At 44.9% G+C, this 26957-nt stretch carries 26 protein-coding genes and 1 pseudogene; 10 read left to right on the top strand and 17 right to left on the bottom strand.

Annotated features, from left to right (window positions below):
• The 3 genes and pseudogenes from U5K35_RS06275 to U5K35_RS06265 all read left to right on the top strand — a co-directional run.
• Positions 1–448, top strand: a pseudogene (locus U5K35_RS06275) (hypothetical protein); the annotation flags it as partial.
• Positions 372–1295 carry a hypothetical protein gene (locus tag U5K35_RS06270; protein WP_322570626.1) on the top strand — a complete coding sequence of 308 codons (924 nt, stop codon included), beginning with the start codon at positions 372–374 and terminating at the stop codon, positions 1293–1295. The pseudogene U5K35_RS06275 and the gene U5K35_RS06270, both read left to right, overlap by 77 nt.
• A complete protein-coding gene (locus tag U5K35_RS06265) occupies positions 1258–1698 on the top strand; it encodes a FlgD immunoglobulin-like domain containing protein (RefSeq protein WP_322570625.1) in 441 nt (146 codons plus the stop codon). Before U5K35_RS06270 ends, U5K35_RS06265 begins: the two co-directional genes overlap by 38 nt.
• Positions 1699–2108: 410 nt before the next feature.
• On the opposite strand, the gene U5K35_RS06260 is transcribed toward U5K35_RS06265, so the two are convergent.
• From U5K35_RS06260 to U5K35_RS06205, 12 genes are all read right to left on the bottom strand, one after another.
• Positions 2109–4601, bottom strand: coding sequence for a heme lyase CcmF/NrfE family subunit (locus U5K35_RS06260; protein WP_322570624.1), 2493 nt, complete (start codon positions 4599–4601; stop codon positions 2109–2111).
• A 63-nt stretch (positions 4602–4664) separates the two neighbouring features.
• On the bottom strand, positions 4665–5060 hold the full coding sequence (locus U5K35_RS06255) for a cytochrome c maturation protein CcmE (RefSeq protein ID WP_322570623.1): 396 nt from the start codon (positions 5058–5060) through the stop codon (positions 4665–4667).
• 33 nt (positions 5061–5093) lie between these two features.
• Positions 5094–5369, bottom strand: coding sequence for a CcmD family protein (locus U5K35_RS06250; RefSeq protein WP_322570622.1), 276 nt, complete (start codon positions 5367–5369; stop codon positions 5094–5096).
• 2 nt (positions 5370–5371) lie between these two features.
• Entirely contained in the window at positions 5372–6037 is a 666-nt protein-coding gene (gene ccsA / locus U5K35_RS06245) for a cytochrome c biogenesis protein CcsA (protein WP_322570621.1), read from the bottom strand.
• A 1231-nt stretch (positions 6038–7268) separates the two neighbouring features.
• Positions 7269–8300 (bottom strand): IS110 family transposase, encoded by a 1032-nt coding sequence (locus U5K35_RS06240; protein WP_322570620.1) that lies wholly within the window; start codon positions 8298–8300, stop codon positions 7269–7271.
• A 948-nt stretch (positions 8301–9248) separates the two neighbouring features.
• Positions 9249–10379 carry a TlpA disulfide reductase family protein gene (locus tag U5K35_RS06235; protein ID WP_322570619.1) on the bottom strand — a complete coding sequence of 377 codons (1131 nt, stop codon included), beginning with the start codon at positions 10377–10379 and terminating at the stop codon, positions 9249–9251.
• Positions 10380–10653: 274 nt separating this feature from the next.
• A complete protein-coding gene (locus tag U5K35_RS06230) occupies positions 10654–11430 on the bottom strand; it encodes a tetratricopeptide repeat protein (RefSeq protein ID WP_322570618.1) in 777 nt (258 codons plus the stop codon).
• A gap of 41 nt (positions 11431–11471) precedes the next feature.
• On the bottom strand, positions 11472–12176 hold the full coding sequence (locus U5K35_RS06225) for a hypothetical protein (RefSeq protein ID WP_322570617.1): 705 nt from the start codon (positions 12174–12176) through the stop codon (positions 11472–11474).
• Positions 12173–12490 (bottom strand): protein kinase domain-containing protein, encoded by a 318-nt coding sequence (locus U5K35_RS06220; protein WP_322570616.1) that lies wholly within the window; start codon positions 12488–12490, stop codon positions 12173–12175. Before U5K35_RS06220 ends, U5K35_RS06225 begins: the two co-directional genes overlap by 4 nt.
• On the bottom strand, positions 12465–13244 hold the full coding sequence (locus tag U5K35_RS06215) for a serine/threonine-protein kinase (RefSeq protein WP_322570615.1): 780 nt from the start codon (positions 13242–13244) through the stop codon (positions 12465–12467). Before U5K35_RS06215 ends, U5K35_RS06220 begins: the two co-directional genes overlap by 26 nt.
• Before the next feature lie 152 nt (positions 13245–13396).
• Positions 13397–13777, bottom strand: a complete 381-nt coding sequence (locus tag U5K35_RS06210) for a four helix bundle protein (RefSeq protein ID WP_322570614.1) — start codon at positions 13775–13777, stop codon at positions 13397–13399.
• A gap of 195 nt (positions 13778–13972) precedes the next feature.
• Positions 13973–14533, bottom strand: a complete 561-nt coding sequence (locus tag U5K35_RS06205; RefSeq protein WP_322570613.1) for an ECF-type sigma factor — start codon at positions 14531–14533, stop codon at positions 13973–13975.
• Between the two features lie 296 nt (positions 14534–14829).
• Here U5K35_RS06205 and U5K35_RS06200 point away from each other — a divergent pair, with 296 nt between their 5' ends.
• From U5K35_RS06200 to U5K35_RS06185, 5 genes are all read left to right on the top strand, one after another.
• Positions 14830–17211, top strand: a complete 2382-nt coding sequence (locus tag U5K35_RS06200) for a thiol-activated cytolysin family protein (RefSeq protein ID WP_322570612.1) — start codon at positions 14830–14832, stop codon at positions 17209–17211.
• 331 nt (positions 17212–17542) lie between these two features.
• Complete coding sequence (locus tag U5K35_RS06195; protein WP_322570611.1) at positions 17543–18076, top strand: thiol-activated cytolysin family protein; 534 nt, start codon at positions 17543–17545, stop codon at positions 18074–18076.
• A 45-nt stretch (positions 18077–18121) separates the two neighbouring features.
• Positions 18122–18394 carry a transposase gene (locus tag U5K35_RS19550; RefSeq protein WP_416221575.1) on the top strand — a complete coding sequence of 91 codons (273 nt, stop codon included), beginning with the start codon at positions 18122–18124 and terminating at the stop codon, positions 18392–18394.
• A gap of 2 nt (positions 18395–18396) precedes the next feature.
• A complete protein-coding gene (locus tag U5K35_RS06190; RefSeq protein ID WP_416221584.1) occupies positions 18397–19281 on the top strand; it encodes an IS3 family transposase in 885 nt (294 codons plus the stop codon).
• Positions 19269–20486: a thiol-activated cytolysin family protein gene (locus tag U5K35_RS06185; protein WP_322570610.1), complete on the top strand. Its 1218-nt coding sequence runs from the start codon at positions 19269–19271 to the stop codon at positions 20484–20486. The genes U5K35_RS06190 and U5K35_RS06185 overlap by 13 nt, the downstream gene beginning before the upstream one ends.
• Before the next feature lie 544 nt (positions 20487–21030).
• Here the strand turns inward: U5K35_RS06185 and U5K35_RS06180 are convergent.
• Together U5K35_RS06180 and U5K35_RS06175 are read right to left on the bottom strand one after the other, a co-directional pair.
• On the bottom strand, positions 21031–21813 hold the full coding sequence (locus tag U5K35_RS06180; protein WP_322570609.1) for a hypothetical protein: 783 nt from the start codon (positions 21811–21813) through the stop codon (positions 21031–21033).
• Between the two features lie 52 nt (positions 21814–21865).
• A complete protein-coding gene (locus tag U5K35_RS06175) occupies positions 21866–22231 on the bottom strand; it encodes a hypothetical protein (RefSeq protein WP_322570608.1) in 366 nt (121 codons plus the stop codon).
• Positions 22232–22810: 579 nt separating this feature from the next.
• Between U5K35_RS06175 and U5K35_RS06170 the strand changes: the two genes are divergently transcribed.
• Together U5K35_RS06170 and U5K35_RS06165 are read left to right on the top strand one after the other, a co-directional pair.
• Positions 22811–23257: a hypothetical protein gene (locus U5K35_RS06170; RefSeq protein ID WP_322570607.1), complete on the top strand. Its 447-nt coding sequence runs from the start codon at positions 22811–22813 to the stop codon at positions 23255–23257.
• Positions 23258–23962: 705 nt separating this feature from the next.
• Positions 23963–24481 carry a hypothetical protein gene (locus U5K35_RS06165; protein ID WP_322570606.1) on the top strand — a complete coding sequence of 173 codons (519 nt, stop codon included), beginning with the start codon at positions 23963–23965 and terminating at the stop codon, positions 24479–24481.
• Between the two features lie 78 nt (positions 24482–24559).
• Here U5K35_RS06165 and U5K35_RS06160 read toward each other — a convergent pair whose 3' ends face one another.
• The 3 genes from U5K35_RS06160 to U5K35_RS06150 form a co-directional block, all read right to left on the bottom strand.
• A complete protein-coding gene (locus U5K35_RS06160) occupies positions 24560–25162 on the bottom strand; it encodes a DUF2911 domain-containing protein (RefSeq protein ID WP_322570605.1) in 603 nt (200 codons plus the stop codon).
• 143 nt (positions 25163–25305) lie between these two features.
• The gene (locus tag U5K35_RS06155; protein WP_322570604.1) at positions 25306–26106 is read right to left on the bottom strand and encodes a serine/threonine-protein kinase; all 801 of its coding nucleotides are present in this window, start codon (positions 26104–26106) and stop codon (positions 25306–25308) included.
• A 102-nt stretch (positions 26107–26208) separates the two neighbouring features.
• On the bottom strand, positions 26209–26775 hold the full coding sequence (locus U5K35_RS06150) for an ECF-type sigma factor (RefSeq protein WP_322570603.1): 567 nt from the start codon (positions 26773–26775) through the stop codon (positions 26209–26211).
• Positions 26776–26957 lie beyond the last annotated feature (182 nt).

Below are 26957 nucleotides of genomic sequence, written 5' to 3'. Positions count from 1 at the left end.
CACATTCCACTTCACACAAAACCCGATAGTTGTTTACATTATCACCATGTCAAAATTCAATGCCCAAATATCAGCTTCTTCATTTCTTGCTGGATCTGTCCTTTTTATGTTGATATGGATCGGTTTACCTGTGAAAACTGTATCACAGGATCTCAATCTTGATCCCATTCAGGACCGATTTCGATCTATCTCCCAAAACTCTATAACATCCCTAGAAGGAGCCGGCGATCTGATCTGGATGGGCCCCGGACTGAATGCGTTCTCCGAACTGACGGGTGATATCTACGTACCGGAATCAGCCGATAGTGTTTTTGCCGGACGCGGTCGTGTTTTTTCTCTCCAAACAAGCGGTAATCAAATTTTAGCCGGACTTGGATATACCTCAACCATTGGAGATGAATCCGCTCAAACAGCTATGGGATATTATCTATTCGAACAACTCCGGTAAAACCTGGGAGTTCATCCCCTTTCCTTTGGATGAACGTCCGCCGGCCGACTGCACAGGAGATGACATAGGTCCGCCCTGCGATTTGGAGTTTCAATACGGAAATCAAACCTATATCCGGACGCGAATTACCGTCCCGCAGCTCTCTCCTCCATTTGAAGTCGATTTTTATGATCAAACTCTTCTCTCTGTAAACTGGGCGTCGGGACTGCTGAGAAGCCCGGATAACGGCGCAACATGGGAGCGCCTGTTTCTCCCCCCCTCAACCATGAGTGAGATTCGTCCCGATATGGAAAATATCGAGTGGGTTTCTCAAACTTCAGATGGAACCGTCGTAAACCGATACGATCCCCGCTTTGATAACAATTTGCTTGGGTTTGGGCTGATGATCGACCGTGATCAAAATGTTTGGGTCGGGACCGCCGGAGGTGTCAACATCTCACCGAATGCACTAACTGCACCGCAGAGTGAAGTTGAGTGGAGACGGTTTACTTTTGATCCGGATAATCCCAATGATGGACTCCTTGCAAATTGGGTTGTATCCATTCGTCAACAGCCAAGTAACGACCGTGTGTGGATGACCAATTGGATGACAGATCCGCAAAACCGGGATTCCAACGGTGTGGTCTATACCGATGATCTGGGTGAGACTTTTCAGCAGACACTCATTGGAGTTCGGGTAAACGATATCGGATTTTGGGATGACAAGATATTCGCAGCGGCAGATGACGGACTATACATCTCTGATGACAATGGCGCGTCATGGACAAAGCAGAATCAAATCTCTAGCCCAAATACTTTCATAAAAGAAGATGCGTCGTTATTATGCAGTATCATCCACCGACCATAGCCTGTGGGTTGGCACTAGTGACGGGGCGGCCTATACCTCCGATGGCGGTGAGAGCTGGAGTATCCTGCGGGTGGACCTGCCTCTTCAGGGAGGAAATATCTATCAACCGGATGCGCCCAATACCGATACCTACGCCTACCCGAATCCCTTCTCTCCGACTCAACACGGTGTTGTACGTATCAAGTTTGAGTCAACTGCACCCGGACCGGCCACAATTCAAATCTATGATTTTGGAATGAATCACGTCAAGACGATTGAGGTTTCAACCTCCGGTCAGGGAAGCTACGAAGCCACCTGGGACGGTCAGACAGACAACGGCCGGTTTGTTGCAAACGGCACCTATTTTTACCGGGTAAACACACCCACAGGCAGTGCAGATGGAAAGATTTTGTTGTTGGATTGAGGTTCAGGTCGTTGGTTGCAGGCCTCATGCTTCCAGGCTTCCCCTCTTGAGAGGGGATTGAGGGGTGTGTTTCTAGATAAAACAAAGGAAAATTATTCGAATCTTAGAGGTTCAATCCAAGGTCAGCAAAAACACACCTCTGAATATTTCGTTGAGCACTTCGGGTTCTGTCTACTCTCACAGAAGAGATGTTTCTAAACCTCCACTCTTGAGAGGGGAAATGTAAAGGTGAGATCGCGTAAGCATTACTCACCGTACGAGGGGTGTGTTTCTAGGTAAAACAAAGGAGAAATTATTCGAATCTTAGAGGTTCAATCCAAGCTCAGCGTTAACACACCTCTGAATATTGATCCCACCGGCGGTCGGGATCAATATTCTGTCTCCTCTCAAGAGGAGACTGGAAAACACCCCTACTTCATCTTCTTCTCTCTTTCCCAGTGTCTTAGAATCGAAATGGAAAATCCGGCCATGAGCAAAAACGTGCCCAGCCAAACAATGGATACATACGGTTTTTTCTCTGCCACAACCAGTACCCAATCCTCTTCAAACTCTTCATCCAGTCCTTCTACTGTAAGCTCTATCGTATCGGTTTCCGGGTAAATACTGCTGAAAAAGACGTCCATCTCCCACCGGTCTATTTTCAGTGGAGGTGAATAGGTATAGCTTCGGCCATCTTCAGTGTAGACGGCAAATAGCGGCTCCACGTCATAGGCGTTACCCGACGGCGTGTGTTCAACCCGAACCTGCGCCCTCACACCAATCTGCGTATTCTCGGGCAGACTCTCCTCACTTGCGGGTGTAAACTGCATAAAGGTAAATGAAAACGGTCCGGCATCAATCGTCTCTCCTTCCTGAATTTCAATCTTCTGTGTATCCTCGATCGGCTCTTCTGATTCACCACCGGTTTGTGCCATTTGCTGCAATCGACGTTCCTGATCAAGCTCTTCATTCCGGCTTGCAACATATTTACTGCCGGCTACATAGAGGTAGATATCACTGAACCATCCCGTTCGCACGTGTGGATCAACCGACCAATCGATATTATCCATAGAAGATGAGGTCATCATCGGATAAACAACCGGGTTCATGTAATAGGGATCGCCACCATCTATCGGTTCAAACTTGATTCTGTATGTTTGTTGACCCGGACGTGGTGAGTCGGACACATCAAACCCCTCGTAAGTCACCATATATTTTTCATTGACCAGCTTCGGCCTGTTGATCTCAAGTTCAAACATTTCGACAGGCTGCGTGATCGGAAAGCCCTCTTCATCAAAAACATCGCCTGCCACAATCCGTGAGTTGTAATCTGCTGTCCGTTGGTCGAGCAGCGGTTCTGTATAAACGGATGAAGCAATAATTCCTAGCAGCAGCGCACCAAATCCGATATGGGTTATAGTACCGCCAATCACTTTCGGACTTTTCAGGATTAGTTCAAACAGTACCGCACCGTTTCCAATAACCGCAAACCATCCGGCAAAAATGTAAATCATATAGTAGAGATTGCGAACCTCACCAAATACTATCGAAACTACCGTAAAAATGGATGTCAGAATAAGCGGCATAATCATCTTACCTGCCAGACTCTCCCACGTGTGTTTCTGCCAGAAGAGATACTGTCCGATCACCGTTGCAAATGCCATGATAATCACGATTGGCATGCTCCAGTTATTGTAAAACTGAATTTCTGGAGGTGTGGGATTATCAACAAAGAGTCGGCCAAGAATCGGGGAACTGGTCCCGATAATGATCACAAATCCCAGAATAAAGAGCAGAATCGCACCGGTAAAGGTCATGAACTCCTTACTCAGAAATTCTGACTCTTTATCAACGGATGGAATCTCCCGGTAGCGGTAGAGATAGAACCCGATTCCCATGATGGCGATCACGAGAATAAAGAGCAGCAGCTGACCATAAAGGCCCAAATCCACAAAACTGTGAACCGACTGCTCGGCAAGCACACCGGATCTCGTCAAAAAGGTTTGATAAATGACGGCGACATATGCCAGAATCGCAAAAAATAGGGAGGCTTTATGAGCACGTAAGCTTTTTCGCTGAATGATCATTGCGTGGATCCCCGCAGTACCAATCAGCCAGGGAACAAGCGATGCATTTTCAACCGGATCCCATGCCCAGTAACCGCCAAACGATAGCGTTTCATACGCCCAGTATCCGCCGAGAAATATGGCGGTCAAGAGAGAAACGTTTGCTGCCAGTGTCCACGGCAGTGCCGGACGAATCCACTCGTGATAGGTTTTTGTCCAAAGTGAAGCGATGGCAAACGCAAACGGAACCGTCATCATGGCAAAACCCACAAAAATGATCGGCGGGTGAATCATCATCCAGGGACTTTTCAGCAGGTCGTTCAAACCGGAACCGTCAGCCGGTACAAAATCGGGGTTGGCCTGAATAAACGGAGCATTCGGCATCTCCTGAGCAATGGTTCGGAAAGGTGATGCACCGATTTTTGTAAATCCAAAATCCCAGCCTACAACCATCGAAAGAAGAAATAGCTGCGTCAGCATCATCACAAACATGACGGGTGCGCGATACGGCTTTCGGGTCCAGCGGATCAGGCCCGCTCCAACCAGAAATCCGCACAATATCCAAAGCATAAAACTTCCCTCCTGTCCGCCGTAAAAGGCTGAAAAGAGATACTGGGTCTCCAGATCGAGGCTTGTGTAGTTCCAGACGTAGTAGTACTGAAACTGATGAGTCATAATCAGGTAGATCAATGCACCCGAGGATATGAGAACAAAAAGTCCTTTTGCCATCCACAGCCAGTTGGCGTAGGTCTCAAATTTTTTCTCCTCCTTGATGGAAGAAAGAGCGTAAAGAATAAGTCCGGCAAATGAAACGGCAAACGCACCGCTTAAGAAGAGATTACCGATTTGTGCAATCATAGATGAATCGTGTCAGATAGTTGAATCAGGTGGTTTAAAGTGCCCAATGTTAATAGAATGGATTTACATTCCGGCTGTTTCTGCAGGTTCAAAATCCGGGTTTTCGTTGTATTTGGACGGACACTTCATGAGCATTTCGTTGGCGTAAAACACATTGTTTCGCATCTCCCCGATAACCACAAGCTGAGTGGCCTGTTCAAAGTTATTCGGTTTTGGCCGCGGATAAATTACACGGCGAACATTTCCGTCTTCATCTTCCATATGAAATGAAAACTGCATGGTTTCGCGGGAAAATCCGTAGTCGCCGGTCTTGTCCCATTTACCAACCACGTGTGAGTTTGTACGGCTTTCAGCCTGTTCAAAATTTACATACGTGCTGATACTGTTGCCGAAATTGTACATCAGCAGAGATGTAAAGACAACAATTGAAATAACTCCGATTAGTAATTTAGGCTTCATTGAACTTTGAAATTAATGCGTTTAATAAAATATTTAATCACTGTCTGTTGCGGTTGATTCTTCTGAACGGTTTGCCGCTTCAAGTTTTTCCTCGAGTCCTGATACTTTGCGATCCACGCGAATCATCACAAACATCAGAACAAACCAAATAATAAGGCTGACACCGAGTACCACATAGATCAGATCATTGGATGACATAAACTGAATAAATGCAGATGATTCCTCAGCACCCGCCCCGTCCCAGCGATCGGCATAGCTTTGTGTTAGTGTATCAACGGCGGTTGAAGCCGTATCTTGTACAAATTTCATTTTCATGATATCTGAGCTTCTTCAGTCAATTCTTTGATTCGCTTGTATCGATTGATGATATCCATCATCCAGATCGAAAGTCCGATAAACCCGATCACGGCCGGGTAAAAAATGATTCTGAGTTCGGGTGCCGTCATATCGCTGAACGCCGGATTGCCGTCCGCCCCGGGATGCAGGCTTGGCAGCTGACGCGGAATGATGTAGAGCAGAAACGGAATGGTTGTTACTCCAAAAATATTGTAAACCGCTGAAATTTTGGCTCTTTTTTCGGGATCATTGAAAGCTGTTCTTAAAACAAAATAGGCTACAAAAATCATCATGGCCAGCGCGGAGAGATTCATCCGCGGTTCGGCGAAAGTCCACCAGGCTCCCCAGGTAAATCGTGCCCAGAGTGATCCGGTCAGAAGTCCGCAGATTCCAAAAATCAGCCCGACTGCGGTTGCCGTTTCAGCCTTGCGATCCCATTTTATCTCCTCGCTGTTCAAGTAGCGAATACTGAAATAGAACGCCATGGTAAATGCGATCATCATGGTAAACCACATCGGCACATGCAGAAAGAGATTACGGGCGGTCTGTTCCAGAATATCGATCTGTGGAATTTTGATCGAAAACCCTACAACAATAACCAGCGTCATCCAAATTGCTACGATATACTTCCAGGTCTTCAAGAGAGCGTCTGTATGATTTATTATTGATTTTTGAGCAGCATTCCATTTAAGACGTACTGCTCTTTTTCAGCTCTAAAGATACAGAATATGAATGAGAATTTTATGAACGTGATGTGAATTTTTGAGGATATTGGCTGCGATGTGAAGCAGGTAATTTTTGAGAAATAGTAGAAGGTTTACGGTAGACGGCATAAGGTATACGGCGTACGATGTACGGTTTATGCAGGCAGATCCATCAGTTGATGATAAACGAAGGAGATCTCTTCAGTAGATATAGATAATAAACTAGACAACGTCAGTTCGAGCGACGCGGAATGAAATGGAGCAAAGTCGAGAACTTGGTGTTGTTAGGTCAAGGCATCTCGACTCCGCTAAGGCTTCGCTCGAAGTGACGTGTTATTAGTGTCATATAATTAATAAATCACAACTAACCGTCAGTGTCCCGATGCATTTAATTGGGGAGCGCAGGCCCGCCTCAAACCTTTCTTGCGTGTCTTATCAATCCCTCTGTTCGGCGGTTGATCTGCGACACATTCCAATTCCTCGGGATTCGCTGCGCTTCACCCGGGGCTAGGTTCTGTCGCTCCTTCAGAGCTGTAGCACAAAGAAATTATATCAACACACAAGATTTATATACAGATTCCAGTTTTATCAACTGCCTCAGAGAGGCAGTATATTTGTAAAAAAACCGGATCTCAAACCTAACCCTGCTCCGGATGGAGCAGTACCAATCGAACGGATAATTAACTCCCCTTACATAAAAACACGGGAGGCTACGATGGAGTCCTAATTCGTTTGTTTGTGCAATAGCTATAAACAGGCAACTCATAACGGAGTTAATGGGAATACATAGACATGGTATTTCTATTACTCTCGCAAAAATCTCATAATGCTCTACCTAAAATTTGAGTTTCACCACGCACCTGCTCCTCATAGAAATACCATGTCTTTTGTACTATATAAATTCATATTTGGTACCGCCTCAATCCTTTTTCGTGTGCCTTGTCGATCCCTCTATTCGGCGGTTGAGGTTTTTCACCTTTTCAATCCCCGGGTTTCGCTACGCTTCACCCGGGGCTAGATTCTGTCGCTCCTTCAGAGCTAAGGCATAAAGAAATGATACCATCACAAGATCGATAAGCAGATTCCGTAGGGACTTCATAACTCATCAGTAGATATAGATAATAAACTAGACAACGTCAGTTCGAATACTATGACTAAATCAAGTGAATTAGGCTGATTTTTTCCATTTTTGTTTCATGTTCTGAATATAGTTCGGATCATATTCTGATTGATTATTCCACATAGCGCAGTACAATCGAATCAGCTTGTTAATGATGTTATTGATGACGAGCAGCTCGTGTTTCCCTTCCTCGATTTTCCGCTCGTAATACTCCCGGTAGTGAGGCTTGTGATTGGCCACACTGCGGGCAGCCTGGTGCATTAATTTACGCATTTCTGAATTTCCGTAACCGGTGGATCGATCCGGGCTTTTTACCGAACTCCCGGAACTGCGCCCGTGAGGTGCAAATCCAAAACGAGAGGAGATTTTCCGGGCATTTAATTGGTCTTCTCCGGTAAACAAACTCAGCCAAAACCGTCCGATTACCGGACCGATTCCGGGAGCCGTTCTCATGATCTGATGACGAGCCGTTAAAGCTTCATCCTGACTAATCAACTCGTCCATCGTTTCCTCAAGGCGTTTAATGTGTTGGCTGAGCAGGTTAATTTGCTGCGTCCACATGCCAGTTAATTGGTCCATGTCTGCATCGTGGATATCGGCTTCGGTGAGTTTACTTTTCAGGGCCGCTCGTCGGTCAACCATCTTTCGCCGTTCGCCCTGAAGCCGCTTGAGTTGTCCTATGGCCGGGCTAGGGGCTTTGCTCAGAGATAACCGGTCACTGAAGCGAACTCCGTAGTCCGCTAATGCTCGTGCATCGTAGCGATCATCCTTGCGGTGATGCTCGGGTGTGATTTTATTCAAAGCCGTAGTTTTTACCACGGCATGGGCCCATTCTTCGCACGTGGTCCATCGAAGCAGATGCTCCCCATAACGACCGGTGTGTTCACTGATCAGAATCGTCTGGGAGCATTCCACCTGCCGGTCATCCAGCCAACGGCCAAGCCGGGCAAATCCTTCGGGGTTGTTGTCTACCTGTAGATCCCACCCCTGAGTAGTCTTTCGATCCAATAAATAACAGTCCAGGCATTGTTTTGAAATATCAATTCCTACTACAAATCGCCATGTAATTGTAAGTTCCATCGTGAATCCTTTATTTTTCGAATATTATAATGAGAAACCTGCCAATGGTAGGCCGCATCCCGACTCTTTTACAATCGTAAAGGTTGCATACTATTTGGGTTATCCGGTCTACCTGCCCCGACAGGTTTGATTCGAACTTTGGGTTTTACCCTGAGCACATCATAAACTGTCTGTCGGGGATTGGTAGGTTTTATTGTTTAAAACCAACAAAACTTTCTTGAGGAAGTCGCCCGCCTGCTCCCGAAAGCTTTCGGGATTCGGAGGACAGGCCCGTCGAGAACTTGGTGTTGTTACGCAAAGGCTTCTCGGCTTCGCTCGAAGTGACGTGTTATTAGTGTCATGTAATTAATAAATCACAACCAACCGTCAGTGTCCCGATGCATTTAATTGAGGAGCGCAGGACCGCCTCAAACCTTTCTTGCGTGTCTTATCAATCCCTCTGTTCGGCGGTTGATTTGTGACACATTCCAATTCCCCGGGATTCGCTGCGCTTCACCCGGGGCTAGGTTCTGTCGCTCCTTCAGAGCTAAGGCATAAAGAAATGATACCGTCACAAGATCGATAAGCAGATTCCGTAGGGACTTAGTAACTCATCAGTAGATATAGATAAAAACTAGACAACGTCAGTTCGAGCCCGCCTGCTCCCGAAAGCTTTCGGGATTCGGAGGACAGGCCCGTCGAGTACTCTGGTGTTGCTTAAGGAAAGGCTTCTCGTACTCCGCACAAGGCTTCGCTCAAAGTATACCAACCAGTGAGCCTGAAGCCACGTTTCAAGAGGGAATACCGCATGGAACCCCACTGCCTCAGAGAGGCAGTATTTTTGTAAAAAAACCGGATCTCAAACCTAACCCTGCTCCGGATGGAGCAGTACCAATGACCTAGATGGTGCTTCCCTTTATAAATAATCTTCTTAGAATTGAGATTATATCAAAGAAGTCGTTTACCATTCTACTCATCCGGAAACAATTCGTCGAGCTTCTCTTCCAGCTCCTCACCGTGAATATCTTTCGCTATTATGATTCCATCCTCATCCACCAGGAAATTTTTAGGGAGTGCTGTAATGGAGTACTCCGCAGCAATCTGATTTGTATAACCATCAACCGTGGAAACGTTGATCCAGCTTCTGTTGTCCTTCTCTATAGCACGCAGCCAGCTTTCTTTTTCAAATTCAACTCCAAAGCCAAAAATCTCAAATCCGGCGTCTTTGTACTGACTGTACATTCGTCCCAGATGATCACTTTCTGATCTGCACGGTCCGCACCAGCTGCCAAAAAAATCTATCAAGGTGTACGTGCCAAGATTGTTATAAAGCGACCTCTCCACACCGGATGTGTCCGGAGCAACAATTTCTGATACTTTCCCGCCTATGGATACCTGTTCCAGTATTCTAACTTTCTCTGATACGAGTTCCGCCACCTCAAGCCCCGCATGCTCTTCAGAAAAATCAGCGGCGAGCCCTTCATAGTAGTCCATGTGTTTATCACCGTCCCACCGAACCATGGTCGGATAAATTGCGATCGATGTCCCCATCTCCTGCACTGCATATAGCAGCGTATCCCGGTAGCTCTCTTCTGCCTTCAGGACCTCTTTGCCGAGCTGCTCAATTCGTTCGGCATTTTCCGGATCATCCTCTGCCAGTAAAGAATCAAGCGGATCCCTTACCGGGTAAACCAGTTCTCTTAGAGCATTCATCCGGTACTCTTCATACTCTTCAAAAAGATTCGTGTCAGGTGAACCGGATAGATCATAATCTTCATCTGATGCATATTGAATGGCTATATTCTGACCGCTATCTGCGATAAAAGATACATTCGGGTAGTCGCTAATTCTCAGTTGATAAAAATGTGGCTCCAAACTGTAGGATGCTGAAAAGGTACTGTCTGCCTGCACCGTTAGAGTATCCACCACATCGAATTCATTAGCATTCAGTCCTTTAGCCTGATATAACAGGGCATGATCAGGATTACTGCTGTTCAGCTTCCCTTCCAATGAGAAAACAACGTCTTTCTTTTCGTTAGAACATGAGATACCTACAGCGGCTGAAAGTATGAGGATGTAAAGAGTGGATTTGGAGAACACGGTTTTTTACTTGGTTAATATATTACGAGAGCGGTTTTATAATCTAAGAGCAGATGAAATTTTCATTGGTTAGACTCACAAACGATAACTCATCTTACCTTTACAGCAAAAAAATTGCAACTTTAGTTTACAGTCTTGTGATGGGAGGAAATCCTTTTAGATTGAAAGATGATCAACCAAATAAAAAAAATGGGAAAGACAGGTTCTGCTTTTTGGTCTTGAATCGATGTTTTTTTGGATAAAAAAATCCACATCAGAGCTTGCAGAGTATAATTTAGTCGTATTTTTCTGACAGTTTTATCAGATAGAAATAATGTAAGTGAGCGGTTCTCTCAACAACATTAATCAGTAGACTACTTATTACTGAATTCCCAGCTCCTGTAGTTCTGCAATCTGAGCCGAATACTGATCTTGCGCGGGCTTTAAAGAAAGCGAGAGCGTCATTCAGGTGACTTTCAGCTTCATCCTGTCTGTTTAGATTCCAAAGACATATACCCAATGTGAACCGAGCTCCGATCAGGCTGACATTGTCACCCGGAAGCTCACTTCTCAACGCGTAGGCCCTTTCTGCATACGACAATGCCTCTTCAAACCTCCCCTGCTTTCTGAGCGCATCGGCCAATCCTTTCAGCGGATACGACTGGCGGATATGGTCGGCCGGTAGAAGGCGTTCACTGTGTTCAAGACTTTCACGAATAATTGTTTCTGCCCGGCTATAGTCTCCCATTCGCAGAAAAACATTTCCGTAGCTCTGCAAAATACCTGCTATGTAGAAGTTTTCATTTCCATACTCTTCCCTGAAGATCGCCAGAACATCCCGATAAGTTTCGGCAGCTTCCTCCAGTCTGTCTGCCCCGGAGTAGGCGCGTGCAGTATTGGAATGGGCTGCAATGGTGTTCAGGTGTCCCGGACCAAAAATTTCGAGACGCATTTCGTGGGCTTCTATCGCATAAGGTATCGCTTCCTCATGCCTTCCCATGTTTTGATACAGACTGGAGATGTGATTCAGAGTTGATGCAACCTTCTCGTGAGATACCGGGATTACGGGCACGGCTCAACTCCAGTGATTTATAAAGATACTCTTTGGCTTGCTCATAATCGCCGGTCCGCCTGATAATTGGTACCCATGTAGAAAATAAAATCATCATACGTTTCACCCGCTTCTTCACGATTGTTTTCATAGATCGGTTCCAACATTCTAAGTATGGAATCTGCCTGAGCGTACTCCTGATTGACGTCCAGGTGGTAGGTATAGTCAAGATGTACGCTGGCAAACTCAAGGGAACCGGGTTCGAGATAGCGGTTGGCAAGATCAACGGCACGGTGCATCATAGCCAGGCCTTCGTCGTACTTTCCGGCTTTGTCAAGAATGATGGAGCGATCTGCCAGCATATCGATATAGGTAAAACTTGTCGTGTCCTCTAACTGCTCATAAAGCTTTAGAGCTACCGAAGAAATAGAGTCGGCTTTATCATGTTTGATCAGGTTGGCATAGATATTTGCCATCGTGATCAGCAGTTCAGAGCGAGTCCTAGGATCATCTTTTAGCTCATTATTGATGTAAGCCGTACTCATATCTACCATGCCCAGCGCCGTCAATTCCTCTCCCCGGTTCTGCATCGGGTCAATCGATCTCAACGAACTTCCCAGCACTGAAGCAATCCGTGTAGCCCTGAGTGCTTCATTCTGTGCCCTCTCTGTCTCGTTTTTCAATTCATTGGTATACACCAGGATCAGAATGGTTATCGATACGATTGAAAATATTCCAATAAAAGATGCCACCCGGTTTCGATTCATCCATTTTTCACACGATAATGCGGCTTTCTCGAAAATGAATACACCGGACGCTGCGCCATCCAGTCTCTGATTTCTTCGCCAAGTTCCGAGACATTTTCATACCTCTCCGCAGGATCATCCTGCATGGCTTTCTCAATTATGGCACTCAACTCTTTAGAAATCGGAAAAGAATTACAGTTCTCTTTTCTGAACTCTTTCTTCGGATGGCATTCGGTAAGTAATTCAGCCAAAATGACACCAAGACTAAAAATATCAGAAGCTGTTGATGTTGAATCTCCTTTCAACTGTTCAGGTGAAGCATAGGCCCGGGTCATGGCTCTTAAATTCAATCTGTTTAGGTTCTGAATCCTCAAGAATTTGGGCAATTCCAAAGTCCAGGAGCTTGATCATAGGAAAATCTTCTTCTCCTGTAACCATGATGTTATCCGGTTTCAGATCCCTGTGAACAATCAGGTTTTTATGGGCATACTGAACGGCATCGATTACATCAAGAATCAATTTCAATCTCCCTTTTAGAGGGACAGTTCTATTCTTGCAGTAATCAAGAATATTCTCTCCTTTTACATACTCCATGGCAAACCACGGCCGTTCCTCGCCGGTTATACCACCGTCTATCAACCTTGCAATATTTGGATGCTGCAGCCGGGCCAGAATACTTCGCTCTCCCAAAAAACGATTGATTGCCTGTTCTGAACCCATTCCATACTTGATCAGCTTCAATGCTACGGACTGTTCAAAACCTCCCTCTGTGCGATTGGCAAGATATACGTTCCCCATTCCCCCTGAACCAATCTTCTTTTCAATTAAAAAAGAGCCAACCTGAACGCCTTCAAGCGGAAACAGGTCCGAAAGATCCACATGATCTATAGCAAACCCATCGAGTAGCGAGGTTTCCTGTGAATCGGCTGCCAGTAGAGAGCGGAGTTCTTCATAGAGAATCGGATCTTCGGTTTTCACCGATTCCATGCGTTCATGACGTGTATCGGGCTCGAGATCAACAATTTCTTTAAAAAGGGTCTGTACTCTCTTCCACTGTTCGGCATTCATAAGTGTTCCATTTGTATTCAACCAGGAAGCGTTCACTGCTTCGTAAATCCTTATATCTGTACGCGCAATAACTTGTATAAACTGGTGAAGTATTTTTAAAAATATCGCTACATCGCTAAATCAAGCCTCCGATTTTTCTCATGTAAACAGTAATTGATGTAACGATTTCTGATTTATCGATGTAATGATTTTCGATCTGTTACACGATTACTTGCAGTTTGAACACTTTTATGAAAAATTGCCACCAATTCATTGCATTCTGTAATTGCTCTATTTATTGGTGAATCAGAATGATAATAATTGGTTCGTTTGATAATTTTTAAACAATTAAGAGATTCTCTGAGCTCTTTAAGAACAATACTCATCTTATGGACAAAATCTTTTGTTGATTCAGCACTCTGTGTTTCTCCATAATTTAAGGCTGGTGAAGTACAGGATCTGACTAACTGATTAGCAAGATGATTTGCAAACTTATTATTTGGCATTTTATTAATAATTTCAGCTGTTATTACTGAAAATTCTATTAACCTTTCTTCAAGTTCTTTTCGGTTCATAATCTTTCTTCTTTTGTTTTGAGTATATAAGTATGAACCAAAAAAACCGGTTTGCTTACAGTTTTCTCAAAAAATCTCTACATCGTTAAATCGGAAATCTCATGAATCACTAAATCAAGCCTCCGATTTTTCTCATGTAAACAGAAATTGATGTAACGATTTCTGATTTATCGATGTAATGATTTTCGATCTGTTTTACCCCAACTCACATTTCAGCCAGGCTCTGGCTACTCGCCAGTCGTAGCGTACCGAGTGCTCGGTGCCGCCCATTACTTCAGCAATTTCCTTATAGTTCATTCCTCCAAAAAACCGGTACTGAACAATCTGAGCCTGACGTTCGTCCAAGGCTTCTAATTTTTTGAGGGCATCATCCAGGTCCAGAAATTCATGGAGTTCTGCCTCGTAAGGTGCCATTCCATCCATGAAGGTTAAAGCGGGCTGTTTACCACCGCGTTTTTCAGCGTTCTTTTTTCTGGCGTAGCTTATCAGAATTCTGCGCATGGTAAGGGCTGCGACGGCTAAAAAATGAGAACGGTTATTGTAGCTGGCCTTATCCTGATTCACCAATTTTAGGTAAGCCTCATTGACCAGTGCCGTAGTTTGTAAGGTATGCCCGGCTCTTTCCTGTCTAAGTTGAAGGTGAGCTTCATTCCGCAAGTGATCGTATATCAATGGATATATTCGATTAATGGCCTTGGCGTCGCTTTCATTCAACCCATTCAGCAGCACAGTTATACTATGATCAGGAGTTTCCATTTTAAATTAATTTGTTAACTCTTGTACCCTTCCTTTTTTATACATTATTCTATAAAACACTTAAGAATCTAACTTCTGAGGATCTCTTCTCCAAGTAACCACCTGATTTTTAATGATCTGATAACCTGGATACTCCTGATAATTTATTTCGCCAGTGTTGCACTTCTTTTGCGCGTACAGTGATAGGAATCTTTTGTTTAATCTTCAAAAACCTATCACAATTATGGAATAATCAAAGAAACAAACCTGCCTTACCAACAGATATAAAATCATATATTATTCTACCAGCTTGCCTGATGCTGATTCTTCTAAGCTCCTGCTCAGAGAACGGCACATCGATAGAACAGCCGACGGATACCGAAGACGTTGATGAATTCCTGCAGGGGCTTCCCTCATGGAATCAGTTTTCGCCACCGGGTCAAACCCAACCGCCTACAGCGGTCGGTGAAGCTCAGCCTGAGGAAGACGCGGAGATCGATGTAGTTGTCATCAACGAAGATGGTACGACGAGTACGCTTAAGAACGTGACCTACTCCTGCCAGTCTCAGCCTTTTACACTTACCGACAACCCGCAGCAGATCGCCATGTATTCCCCCGACCGCGAGATTCTCTACGCCGGCGGACTGATTCAGGGCAAGAGCCACCGTGACGGACTCGGCAGCCTTTTGGGACTTCCTATCGCAGAACGAGCACCGATCAACGTATCGATTCCGGGACTGGCCAACGACGACAACTTCCGTACCGTTAATAGCCCCAACCAGGCTTCGGTAGACCAGGCTATCGGTTCGATGATTGGTGGGGCTACGGCGTCTGGTCTCTCAACACCAAGTTCTATCTCCTTTAAAATGGAGACCTATCACAGCGAAAAGCAGTCGGCGCTTCAGATGGGCTTGTCGGGCAACTACCTCGGGTTTGAGGGATCGGCCAGCGGCAGCATTGACAAGCAGCGGTCAGAAACCACGGTAACGGCGCAGTTCTACCAGAAGATGTACGAAGTGGTAGTGGAAGCTCCGCAAAGTCCCGGTGATTTCTTCAGTGAGGACTTTACCGAAGCCAGACTTCAACAGCAGATCAGTCAGGGACGTATTGGCCCGGATAACCTGCCGGTGTATGTATCTAACATCGTATACGGGCGCATGATGATGTTTTCTTTGACATCCACGGCAAGTGAATCTGACATTCGTGCGACGATGCAGGCTGGGTACAATTCCATTGGCGGAAGCGTGGAGGCCAACCTGGATGCCAAGAAGAAAAAGATACTTCAGGAGTCCAAGATCAAGATCACCTCCATTGGCGGCGATGCCGAGGCCACCCTGGCCATGATCCAATCTGGCGATTGGTCGCAGTACTTCACCAATAACGCACCGCTCTCGAGCGCCTCACCGATGAGCTACACCTTCCGCAATTTAGGTGATGGCAGTATTGCCAGCGTTACCGAGACTACCGAGTACAACATCCGCACATGTACGGCCAAACAGTCAACACCGGGCACGTTCAACTTTCTGGATGCCCAAAACCTGTCTCTTCCCATATCAGCCCCTGCCAAGGTGATGACGGGTGATGTGAATGGCGATGGTAACCAGGACCTGATCTATAACCATGTGAGCGCCAGTTCAAACCAGACTGTGGTTGCCTTCTCCAACGGCGATGGTACCTTCACCATGGACACGCCAACTTCGCATAGTGTTTCACCGGCCGACGGCTGGAGCCAGTATATGGTGAAGGTGGGCGACTTCAATAATGACGGTTCAGATGATCTGGCCTGGGGCAGGGTCGAAAGCACAAATACCACCTATATCGGCCTCTCAAACGGCGATGGTACCTTTGAAGAGATGCCAATGTTCACGAAAGGCGGAGGCGGTTGGAGTACAAGTTACAGATTTGATATAGGCAATATTGATGGCAAGGATGGCGATGACCTGGTCTGGAATGAGTTGTCTAACAGAAACAGAACCTATGTTACTTTTTCAAATGGTGACGGCACGTTTGGAACAGAGAATTTTGAACCAACAACCGGAACATTCCAGGATCATCCTGAAGCCGGATGGACCGGGAATGAAGGTTTTGCTGTGGCCGATTTTGACGGAAATGGACGGGATGACCTGATCTGGTACACCCGGGGCGAGAACAGTCATCATGTCTATTTTGCTGAATCGATGAGTGATGAACCGGGATCCATATTTAATTTTAGAGATCGTTTTGATCGTGGGTCTGGCGGCTGGACGAACTACGAAACAGTGATTGGGAATATTGATGGGAATGCAGGAGTAGATCTTGTATGGCTGAATCCACTTGGAGTTGATAGCAGTCCAATTCACAGAGATCTGACTACCGGAGAAGTTCCCGCCCTTGTTGAAGGATCCTTGCAGTGGCTAACTCGTGAAGGAGGTCCATACCCCTGGCAGATTAAGCTTCTGGACGTGAACGGAGACGGGCGGAAAGACTTCCTGGCCAATTCCCTGGAAACCGTTAATCACATGGTGATCGGTCTTGGAAAAGACGATGGTGATTTTGATTTCAACCGGGTGTCTCAAGACCACCCGGTTACTGATCAATGGGCTCAATTCGAGATCCTGACCGGTGATATCAACGGCGACTCACGTGAGGATGTGATTTATGTGAATGCCGATGCCACAAATACGGTCTATGTAGGTATTGCAAGGAGCAGTACACAATAAAACTGCAAAACCCGGAATCTGATCAGCATTTTATTTTTGTTTGGTCAAGACAGGGAAGGTGCTTTTGGGGATGGAAACATCGCCGGAAGCACCTTTTTTTTTACCGCAGAGGGGCTAAGGCCGCGGAGAAGATTTGCCACGGAAGCAGTGAAAATTGATATGGGTAACTCGGTGAGAAATAGACGAGTTAAAACAAATTCCTTGCCCTCCTTGGCAATTCATTAAACTCAGCGGTAAAAAAGTTTCGCCAGTTAGCCTACCCTACTGCGCGTACAGTGATAGGGACGATTTACTTCACTCTCATTAACCTGTCAAGAAACCTGTAATTATTATGAATCGATCAAAACAGATACATACTGCATCAATCAAACTAAAATGGGTGGTACTGCTGCCGGTCGGCATGATGCTGTTTCTTCTCAGCTCTTGCTCAGATAACAGCATATCAGTAGAAGAACCCCGGGAAGTAGATGAGGTCGGTGACTTTCTCGCCAACCTGACCTACGACGCTGATGAGCTCCTAAACGTCCAGCCCAACGACGCCGCCCGCGAACCCGTCGACACGACGACCACCACCGAACAAGATGGTATCACCCAGCGCACCTGCACCAGCACCACATACACGCTGCAGAACAACTTCGAAGAGGTAGCCATCCTTCGCCCAACGCAAGATGTGATCTGGCCCGGCGCACTCGTTGAGGCCAACCAGTCGTTGCTTGACGGCCTACCCGAGCCGGCCCGCTTCGAACGCTCGCCCGTCAAGATCCGCGTCGACCTACCCGGCATTGGCGCGAACGGGACGAAGACGATCGAGAGCCCCGACCAGGCTAATGTGCAGAACGCCATTGACGAGGCATATCTACATTAATTGGTACAGTCTTATTTAAGCCCAAAATATTTAACTTTACCAATTATGACTACATATTCAGAAGAATTTAAATTAACGATTGTAAAGCTGGCCGAATCTGGTCGTCCAACAATAGAACTTTCCCAGGAATATGGGGTTGGCAAAAGCACGATCAATAACTGGCGAAGAGCCTACAAGAACAACCCGAACAACAAAGTAACCGTAGAGATGTCCTCCGAGCAGAAACGCATAAGTGAGCTTGAGAAAAAGCTTGCAGATGCAACCCTTGAGCGTGATATTTTAAAAAAGGCGGTTCGCATCTTCTCCAAGAACGACTAGAAATCTATGACTTCATAGAAAGTCACAGGCATCTATTTCCAGTCGAGAAGATGTGTAAGGTGCTCAAGGTGAGTAGGAATGCCTATTATTACTGGCGCAGACGGTCCTCTGCTACCACCCCAGAAAGTAGAAAACAGATCCTCAAAAGGAAGATTAAGACCGTATTTGACGAAAACAGACAAATCTATGGAAGCTATAAGATAACCAAAGAGCTTCATAAGATGGGGGTTCCCATTTCCAGATCCTACGTTGGAAGACTAATGAAGGAGATGGGTATCCGCAGCAGGACGCGCAAAAAGTTCATTGCTACCACCGATTCCAGCCATGAGAATCCCATAGCAGATAACGTGCTGGATAGAGATTTTAACCCTTCTCAACTGGGTAAGGCATGGGTCTCTGACATCACATATGTGAGACTAAAAGATCACTGGGCATACCTAACGATCATACTGGATCTGGCCGACAGGGCGGTAGTAGGCTGGAGTTTAAGCACTGATCTGACCGCAGAGCATACGGTAGTAGCTGCCTGGGCAGATGCAAGGAGAAATAGAAGTATTCGGCCCGGATTTTTACTGCATTCCGATCGGGGAGTTCAATATACATGCACCAGATTTGCAGATATTATATTTCACAATAAGCATGCAAGTCAATCTATGAGTCGGAAAGGCAACTGCTGGGACAACGCCGTAGCTGAAAGTTTCTTTAAGAGTATCAAATATGAAGAACTCAACCATCATACTTTCAATACATATGGGCAACTTCAAGACTGTGTTAAACAGTACATACAGTGGTACAATACCAAACGAATTCATTCAAGCTTAGACTATAAAACACCTTTAGAAACAGAAATCGAAATCAGAAACCAAAACAGAAAATGGGCTGCCTAAAATCTGTACCAATTTTTGTTGCTCTGGAGTGGTGGAACGCCAACGCCTACGAAGAAGGCTACGTAAACGCCGCCAGTTCCTCGAACCGCATAACCACTTCGTACTCATCAACACAGGCCTCGCTCGATCTCGGGCTAAATGTGGAATGGGCTACGGGCGATGTGCAGTCGCAGTTCAACTTCGAGACGTCCGAGGAGAATCGTGTAGTTATGGCGACGTTTAAGCAGGCCTTCTACTCAGTGACATACGTACAGGAAAATGGTGCACAGCCCGAGGATGTGTTCGGCCCGAGCGTGTCTTTGCAACAGGTCCAGTCCGCCTTCAGCAGCACAGCACCACCGGCGTACGTGTCTTCCGTCACCTACGGACGGATCATTATGTTTCGGATGGAGACGTCCTCGTCGTACACCTCAGCTGAGGTTGAGGCCGCCTTTAGGTACGCCACCGGCGCACAGGTCGAAGGCGATTTAGAAGTGACCTACGATGAAATATTGCAAAATTCAGCGGTGGAGGTGATCACGCTGGGCGGCAACGCGGCTGTGGCCTCAGAGGCCGTCACGGCGCGCTCGGCGGGTGACTTAGTGCCCATTATCACAGGAGATAACGCGGTGTACTCGCGCAACAACCCCGGCGTGCCCATCGCCTACGCAGTCAAGTTCCTGAAGGATGACCAAGTAGCCAAGCTTGGTTACACAACCGAGTACACGGCCACAGAATGCTCCGCTATCAGAACGGCCGATGTCGTCACCGTCGACCTGATCGAGTTCGAGGTGGTCAAGGACTGCGACGTGGGCCCCGGTGATTTCGACTTCAATGCTACGGTCTATTACAACGGCGAGCAAATGTTCAACACAGGTGGTGTGGGGCCATGGATTGCTGCCGAGCTGGATGACGGCGAGACAAAATCGATCGACGAAGAAGTCGTTTTCAACGCCAAGCGGCAAGACGGCAACACATTTGCCGTCGACTTTTGGGCGCGGGAACAAGACAACCCGCCCTTAGGGTCCCCGAATTACAACGACCTGAACGGCAAGAAGAAGCGCACGCACACGTACAACGCAAACACAGGATGGAGCAACCTGAATCCGGGCAGTCAGCCCGTTGACCGGGACACCGATGGCATCAGTGACCTGGAGATCGAACTCGTCGGTGACAAGAGCAACACGTGCCGGGTCAAGCTCTACTACGACGTGACGCTGCAGTGATCGATCCACTGTGACGACACGCCAGAGAACATGCAGCTGTTAATGAAAACCAACAGAAAAGGCTATGAGCTTCTGCGTCCGTGGTCTTTTCTTTTTGGCAACAGAGCCGGTGGTCTTAACCGACATGCGGCCCGGAAGCACCGAGTAAATAAACATGATTGAGCCAGCGTGAATAGTAGTCAAGACAGGAAAGGTGCTTTGGGTGATGGAAACATCACCGGAAGCACCTTTTTTTTCACCGCAGAGGCGCGGAGGCCGCGGAGAAGATTTGCCACGGAAGCACGGAGAATTGTTGTCTATACCTCGGTGATAAATAGAATAGTAAAACAAATTCCGTGCCCTCCGTGGCAATTCATCAAACTCTGCGGTAAAAAAGTTTCGCCGGTTACCCTACCCTTCTGCGCGTATAGTGACAGGAATCATTTATTCAACCTTCAACAACCTATTTCAATCATGAATAAATTTAGAAAAAAATATACCTGTTTAACTAGATTTCGAGGACTAATCCTGCTTCCGGAAGAGAGTCGTGTAGGTGTGAGCCACGCTAAAACCTACTCAGAAATTTTTTCTCCTCTTCGTAATAAAAAATTCCAACTATATGCTTGGTCCCATCTGTGACCGGGGTAGTTTCGTATTGTGGATTTTCTTTTTCCCACCTGGTTTGCTGTTTCAAGAAAGAGATGAAATTTTTATCGAATTCTGAATGAAAGCCCTTCAATACTTCTACAGTTTTGATACTCAGATTTTCGTCAAATGTGATAATATAGTGCGCTGATTCTCTATCAAAAGATTGCCCATCAAATTGATCAAGATATTTTGATATTTTCCCTGAACTTTCCCTCAACATATAATCCCGATGAAGGTTGGGAACCTTTTGATTTAAAAATTGAAAATGCTTGATAGCCTGCCAATGTCCTCCTCGACTCGTATTTTTACCATCTGATGATTTTAATCTGCCGGCAAATGAGCAATAATTTAGTGGAAAATAATTAAGATTATTTTTAGAAATAGCTACAAGCCACTCTTCCCCCGCATTTACAGATAACTCACAACTTGCTCCCCAATTCATGCCACTTTTAGTACCTGATACTCTAAGACTCAAAGGAGCCTCTCCTTTAAATACAGCCAGCGGTTTGATGTTGGCGATATACACTCTCTCTGCAGTGGAATTTGGTATTTCCTCAGTTGATGTAATTTTTATGGTTCCAACAAAATCGGACAAAATATATTTATCATTTATCGTATAAATAATATCGGCACAGCTGCAACCCAATGCCAAGGATGAAAAGCAAAAGAAAAACAAAATTGTGAGTAAACTCTTTTCCATATCAAGATAATTATCCGATTTTCGCAGTATTAGATGGTTATTGCCTCCCCCATCATAAAACTACCCCCTCCTCCTTCAAATCTTCTTCTTCTTCATCATCAGGCAAAAATTTACCGATAATCATTGGGACCAAAAGGCATACAATGCCGACAATTGAAATCCAGTCATAGTCGGATAAAAAATTCATAGCTATTAAATAGATACCACACAGTGCGAAAATTATTTTCAGTACGGTTTTGTCAAATGCCCAGGAAAAAGTTAGATATGCAATCCCGATAAGACTGAACATAGCAGTATTTAAAATGTGGTTGATTTCACTGCTATAATTGAAAAACCAATCAGATATATTTGCAGCTATAACCACCACAAGCAGGATTTTGAATATTCGTATTGCGTTATTTTTTAAAAATTTCAACATTCGTTTCATTTTGTTTTTAATACTGAAGTATTATCAGCACTGTTCAGATTATTCTTTCTGTTACAGATAGAACTCACTTTAGACCAATAAGAATTAATGAAAGTCGGATCATTAGAACTGGTTTGAATAAGAGATTTATATACCCTAATAAATCTATTTAACATTGATATTTTTTCTACTGCCGCTCTTCGATAATAGTTCAATTTGGTAGTTAACGCAAAAATTATCAACGCTTTAATTCTATTTATATTTATTGATCAGTTGTTTTAAACCCACCCCTTTTAGTTTCAACTATAAAACCGAACGCTGCCTGCTTGTCCTATCCTTTTTTAAAATCTCTTTCGCTAATTTTCAAAACGATAAGTCAAGAAACCCGTTCTGTGGCAATTCACATAATAGAATCCTCGCTGCCTTAGAGAGGCAGTACATTTATAAAACAAATATGCCCCATCAAATCCTACTCCGGAGTGAGCGGTACAAATTATGATCAAATCTATTAAGAAAATAACCGAAATTAAGAACGGTCTTGAGACTAAGGAAGTTTTATGTACCTAACACCTGTCAACAAAATCATCTGCTATGAAAGACTTCTTTGATGCCACCGATCGCCGCATTGCCGAATCTATGAACAAGATTGGTCTACCAGCCCTCAGATTATCTTTGGGAATAATTTTTTTCTGGTTTGGGATTCTAAAAACCATCGGACTTTCACCCGCCGAGGGTCTTGTATTGTCTACCGTTAACTGGATGCCGATCTTCAGTGCGGAAACCTGGCTGGTTATCATAGGATGGTGGGAAGTCATTATTGGAATCTGTTTTCTGTTCAAACCCACACTCCGAGTTGCCATCGGACTGCTTGCCATGCAGATGGCCGGCACTCTCCTTCCATTGTTTATCCTCACCGAGGTAACATGGCAAACCGGGAGTTTTCCCTACGCTCCCACCATGGAGGGACAGTATATCATCAAAAACCTGCTCATCATATCTGCGGCTATCGCTATTGGTGGCACCGTCCGTAAAGATTAACAGACACCATACCATCCATTCGTCGCTCGGAAAGTGCAACTTGTTCAGACTGCCTCTTTATAAATAAAAGCCAAGGCAAGAGGCTCCGCCGGGCCCTGAATTATTTGCTGTTCACAGTAGCTATAAACAGGTAACTCCTATCGGAGTGAGCAACACAGACATGGTATTTCTATAGTTCTCATCATACCTGTTCAAAACGATTGACGATAGCAAAAGAAGTTTAAAACCCCGAGTGACATCTGTTCTCTTTCTCGTCCCAATTCTCGGGACTGAGTTAAGCGCGGATTTACGCAAAATATCTGCGAAACTCAGCGAATCAATCTGCGCAAATTTGCGAGAAAATAGAAAGGGTTTATTTTTTGATCTGTGATAAAAATTATCCGATATGAACAGAAACGAAGATTTTTAATTTATTCTAAGAGGTTTTGGACAGTTGTGAATTCCCATTTACAATTCATGAATTTATATCAGGAGTTTGAATAATGTTTCAAATACTGTTCCCCATCGAAATACCGTGTCTTCTTAGCACTTAGCACAAATCCAATCCTGCTAATCAATCATCTCTCCGAAGTTATACTCTCTGATAATAATTCACACCTTATTTCAACATGAGAAGATTTATGAATCTGGATATAATTATTTGTTTATTCATTATTTATAATTATTCTCAATTTTTACAAATCAAATAAATAAATGAGGGGAATTATGGATATTTCAAAATTAACTGCAGTGATTTTAGTACTTGGGTTCACACTGTTAGGCTGTCAACAACAACAGGCAAACCAACAGGAACTACAAAGCGGCGGATTGATACTATCTGGAGAGCTGAGTGGCAGTGAATTTACAATAGCCACCGGTGACGAACTCGATCATTTTATGCAAATGGTTGAAGCCTTTAACCAAATGGATGCAGCAGCAATCTGGGAGTTTTCAGCTGATTCAGTATCGATACTCGGTGCAGAAGGTAATTTAAATTACGTAACTCAAGCCGATTTTGAAGGTATGTTTTCCACTATTGACTCTTTGAGCTGGGAAATTGATGCCGCCATACCTGTTCAGGTTACCGGAACAGATATTGTAAAAATCTTGGCTGATACCCGTGAAGTGATGAACTATAAAGACGGCACGGTAATGAGAGTAAGGCTGATGGAAGAGTTTACTTTTGAAGACGGTCTACTCACAGGTGTTCGTCAGTGGACTGCGGAACTGCCTGAGGATATGTAGAGCTATCTTCCGTTCGACAATTTTAAAAATCACTCGTGGCACGTGTTGAAGACGTGCCACGAGAATTTAATCCTTCTACTAATCCGTACTGACCGGCACGCGGATCCTGATTTCTTCCCAGGCCAGTTCAATAAAGCCGCTGTCTTCATCTTCTGAAACCACGGAGTAAACAAGCTGCTCGGTATGATCATTTGACATCGGCTCAACTTCAAAACGGGCCACATCCAGCTCGGTATCATATTCACCCGCCTGATGCTGATCCCAGTGTTCATTCAGGATCACCGTCCAGCTCTCTTCACCCGGAATGGTAAAAAAGGCGTACTTACCGGCCGGCACCGGTTCTCCGTTTACGAGCATATCATCCTCAAACTCAACAGATGTGGCCATGTGTGCACCGCTGACCCAGATTTCATCATAGGCAACAAGGTCATCCCAGATCACGCGTTCGCGAACCGATGGTGCACTGTAATCGATCACAATTTGTGAACCGCCAATTTCTCCTGAAGCTTCCCGTTTTGGGCTCAATACTTCTTCTTCCTCCTCAACCATTTCACTTTCTGTTTGGGTTGATTGTTCAGACATCTCCATCTCCGTTGAGGATTCTGTTTCCGAATCCATCGCGGTTTCCGTTTGTTCTGATCCGGAATTACAGCCCACCCAAAGAAGTGCAAATAATATCATCCATACTGTTTTCATAGGTTTACTCAATTTTTTAATTGCCGTTAAACATCAATGACCCAATGTTTGAATATTTTTGATGAATACAAAGTGATTCAATCGGCTAACGCGTACTTGTTCACAAACAAACAGTTTGAAATATAGAATTAGAGAAACACAAGGATTTTGAGAGAATGCCCAGTAAGAGTCATGACATTAGAAGGCCGGTGAAGATGTGTTTGTAACATTTTTGCAATACCAAAATCCAAAACCTTTACTGTACCCTCTTCTGTCACATAAATGTTTTGTGGCTTTAGATCCCTGTGTACGATTAGATTGTTGTGTGCGTACTGAACGGCTGCACAGATCTCCTTAAACAGCCGTAACCGCTGCTTAAGCGAAAGCCTGTGTTCATCACAATATTGATCAACAGGCATACCGTCCACATACTCCATAATCAGGTATGAAATGCCGTCGTCAGTTATACCTCCATCCAGCAAGTGGGCAATATTCGGATGCTTAAGACCGGCCAGTATCTCTTTTTCAATTCCAAACCGAAGCATAGCATCAGCCGAGTCACTTCCGCTTCTTATCAATTTTATAGCTGCCTCAAGGTGAAACTCCCCGTCAGTTCGTACTGCCTTGAATACAGCTCCCATACCTCCGTGCCCAAGGAGATCCGTTATTCGATAGGGTCCGATCTCCCGATTGATGAATTCCTCTTCCAGATTCATTTCCCTAATTTCACCCGAAATATCTAGCAATAAATTCTTTTGATCACTCCAAATCTCCTTCATGAAATGATCCCGATCAGATTCTTCTACATATTGAAGCAACTCCCACACGTCCGTAGATATTGAAGGATACTGACGACAAGCCGAATCAATATATTTCTTTCTCTCTCCGGCATTCAGGGTCAATGCCTTGTCAACAACGGATTTGATCAACTCCCAGCTTGATTGATCCATAATGACTTGATTTGATATTTACGTTTACCAAATACCATAAAGAAGGCTGATAACTAAATAGGTCTGCTTAGACTAACCTTCTAAATTTGCATCGGCTATCAGCTAAAATTCTTTCTTTAACTCTCTGTACAGCCAAGCTCGTGCTTTGGCCCAGTCGCGATAAACCGTTCGATCGGAGAGTTCCAGATAATTGGCAATGTCGTCAAAGCTCATCTCTCCGAAGTAGTTAAGCTCAACGATGTCGGCCATACGCTGATCTAGCTTTGCCAGCTTCTTTAAGGCCTCATCGATTGCTAAAAGTTCTTCGGCCTCTTGGTTTACATTGAACATTTCATCGATGTATGTGACTTCGTTTTGATTGCCACCTCTCTTTTCTCTCTTCTTACTCCTGGCGTGATCGATCAAAATTTGCCGCATACAACGCGCTGCTATTGCAAAGAAGTGATATCTGTCTTCAATTTCCACACTTTTTTGCTGAAACATTTTCAGATACAGCTCATGTACAAGTGCAGTTTTTGTAAGGCTCAAATTTGGTTCATAGATGACTTGTCGGTGGGCAAGGTTGCGTAATTTGTCGTACACAATTGAAAAAAGCCTGGAATAAGCTCTTTCCGATCCATTTACGACTTCATCAAGAAGTCGGGTTATTTCTTGATCATGGCCACTCATAAGCAGTTCAAATTGTGCATTTATTACATGGCTGAGAAAATATTATAAAAAATTTGTCAGTATTTCCCCTATCGCATCGCAATAGTAATAGGAATCACATCGGAAACCGGTCGTTCCGTTGATGAGAAACAGAATAACCTATCCGAAAAAAACAAGTTAGACAGACTTTTTGTAGTCGGAAT

This window comes from Rhodohalobacter sp., from assembly GCF_034521535.1.
Lineage (GTDB): Bacteria > Bacteroidota > Rhodothermia > Balneolales > Balneolaceae > Rhodohalobacter.
This window is presented reverse-complemented; position numbering and strand designations above follow the sequence as displayed.

What these genes read in the sequence shown, in the direction of transcription:
- U5K35_RS06160 (WP_322570605.1), bottom strand. Translation starts at nt 25,162, where the DNA reads ATGATATTATTTGCACTTCTTTGGGTGGGCTGTAATTCCGGATCAGAA.
- U5K35_RS06155 (WP_322570604.1), bottom strand. Translation starts at nt 26,106, where the DNA reads ATGGATCAATCAAGCTGGGAGTTGATCAAATCCGTTGTTGACAAGGCA.
- U5K35_RS06210 (WP_322570614.1), bottom strand. Translation starts at nt 13,777, where the DNA reads ATGAACCGAAAAGAACTTGAAGAAAGGTTAATAGAATTTTCAGTAATA.
- U5K35_RS06150 (WP_322570603.1), bottom strand. Translation starts at nt 26,775, where the DNA reads ATGAGTGGCCATGATCAAGAAATAACCCGACTTCTTGATGAAGTCGTA.
- U5K35_RS06200 (WP_322570612.1), top strand. Translation starts at nt 14,830, where the DNA reads ATGCTGATTCTTCTAAGCTCCTGCTCAGAGAACGGCACATCGATAGAA.
- U5K35_RS06240 (WP_322570620.1), bottom strand. Translation starts at nt 8,300, where the DNA reads ATGGAACTTACAATTACATGGCGATTTGTAGTAGGAATTGATATTTCA.
- U5K35_RS06195 (WP_322570611.1), top strand. Translation starts at nt 17,543, where the DNA reads ATGAATCGATCAAAACAGATACATACTGCATCAATCAAACTAAAATGG.
- U5K35_RS06205 (WP_322570613.1), bottom strand. Translation starts at nt 14,533, where the DNA reads ATGGAAACTCCTGATCATAGTATAACTGTGCTGCTGAATGGGTTGAAT.
- U5K35_RS06220 (WP_322570616.1), bottom strand. Translation starts at nt 12,490, where the DNA reads ATGACCCGGGCCTATGCTTCACCTGAACAGTTGAAAGGAGATTCAACA.
- U5K35_RS06255 (WP_322570623.1), bottom strand. Translation starts at nt 5,060, where the DNA reads ATGAAGCCTAAATTACTAATCGGAGTTATTTCAATTGTTGTCTTTACA.
- U5K35_RS06265 (WP_322570625.1), top strand. Translation starts at nt 1,258, where the DNA reads ATGCGTCGTTATTATGCAGTATCATCCACCGACCATAGCCTGTGGGTT.
- U5K35_RS06225 (WP_322570617.1), bottom strand. Translation starts at nt 12,176, where the DNA reads ATGAATCGAAACCGGGTGGCATCTTTTATTGGAATATTTTCAATCGTA.
- U5K35_RS06250 (WP_322570622.1), bottom strand. Translation starts at nt 5,369, where the DNA reads ATGAAATTTGTACAAGATACGGCTTCAACCGCCGTTGATACACTAACA.
- U5K35_RS06180 (WP_322570609.1), bottom strand. Translation starts at nt 21,813, where the DNA reads ATGGAAAAGAGTTTACTCACAATTTTGTTTTTCTTTTGCTTTTCATCC.
- U5K35_RS06165 (WP_322570606.1), top strand. Translation starts at nt 23,963, where the DNA reads ATGGATATTTCAAAATTAACTGCAGTGATTTTAGTACTTGGGTTCACA.
- U5K35_RS19550 (WP_416221575.1), top strand. Translation starts at nt 18,122, where the DNA reads ATGACTACATATTCAGAAGAATTTAAATTAACGATTGTAAAGCTGGCC.
- U5K35_RS06185 (WP_322570610.1), top strand. Translation starts at nt 19,269, where the DNA reads ATGGGCTGCCTAAAATCTGTACCAATTTTTGTTGCTCTGGAGTGGTGG.
- U5K35_RS06175 (WP_322570608.1), bottom strand. Translation starts at nt 22,231, where the DNA reads ATGTTGAAATTTTTAAAAAATAACGCAATACGAATATTCAAAATCCTG.
- U5K35_RS06170 (WP_322570607.1), top strand. Translation starts at nt 22,811, where the DNA reads ATGAAAGACTTCTTTGATGCCACCGATCGCCGCATTGCCGAATCTATG.
- U5K35_RS06260 (WP_322570624.1), bottom strand. Translation starts at nt 4,601, where the DNA reads ATGATTGCACAAATCGGTAATCTCTTCTTAAGCGGTGCGTTTGCCGTT.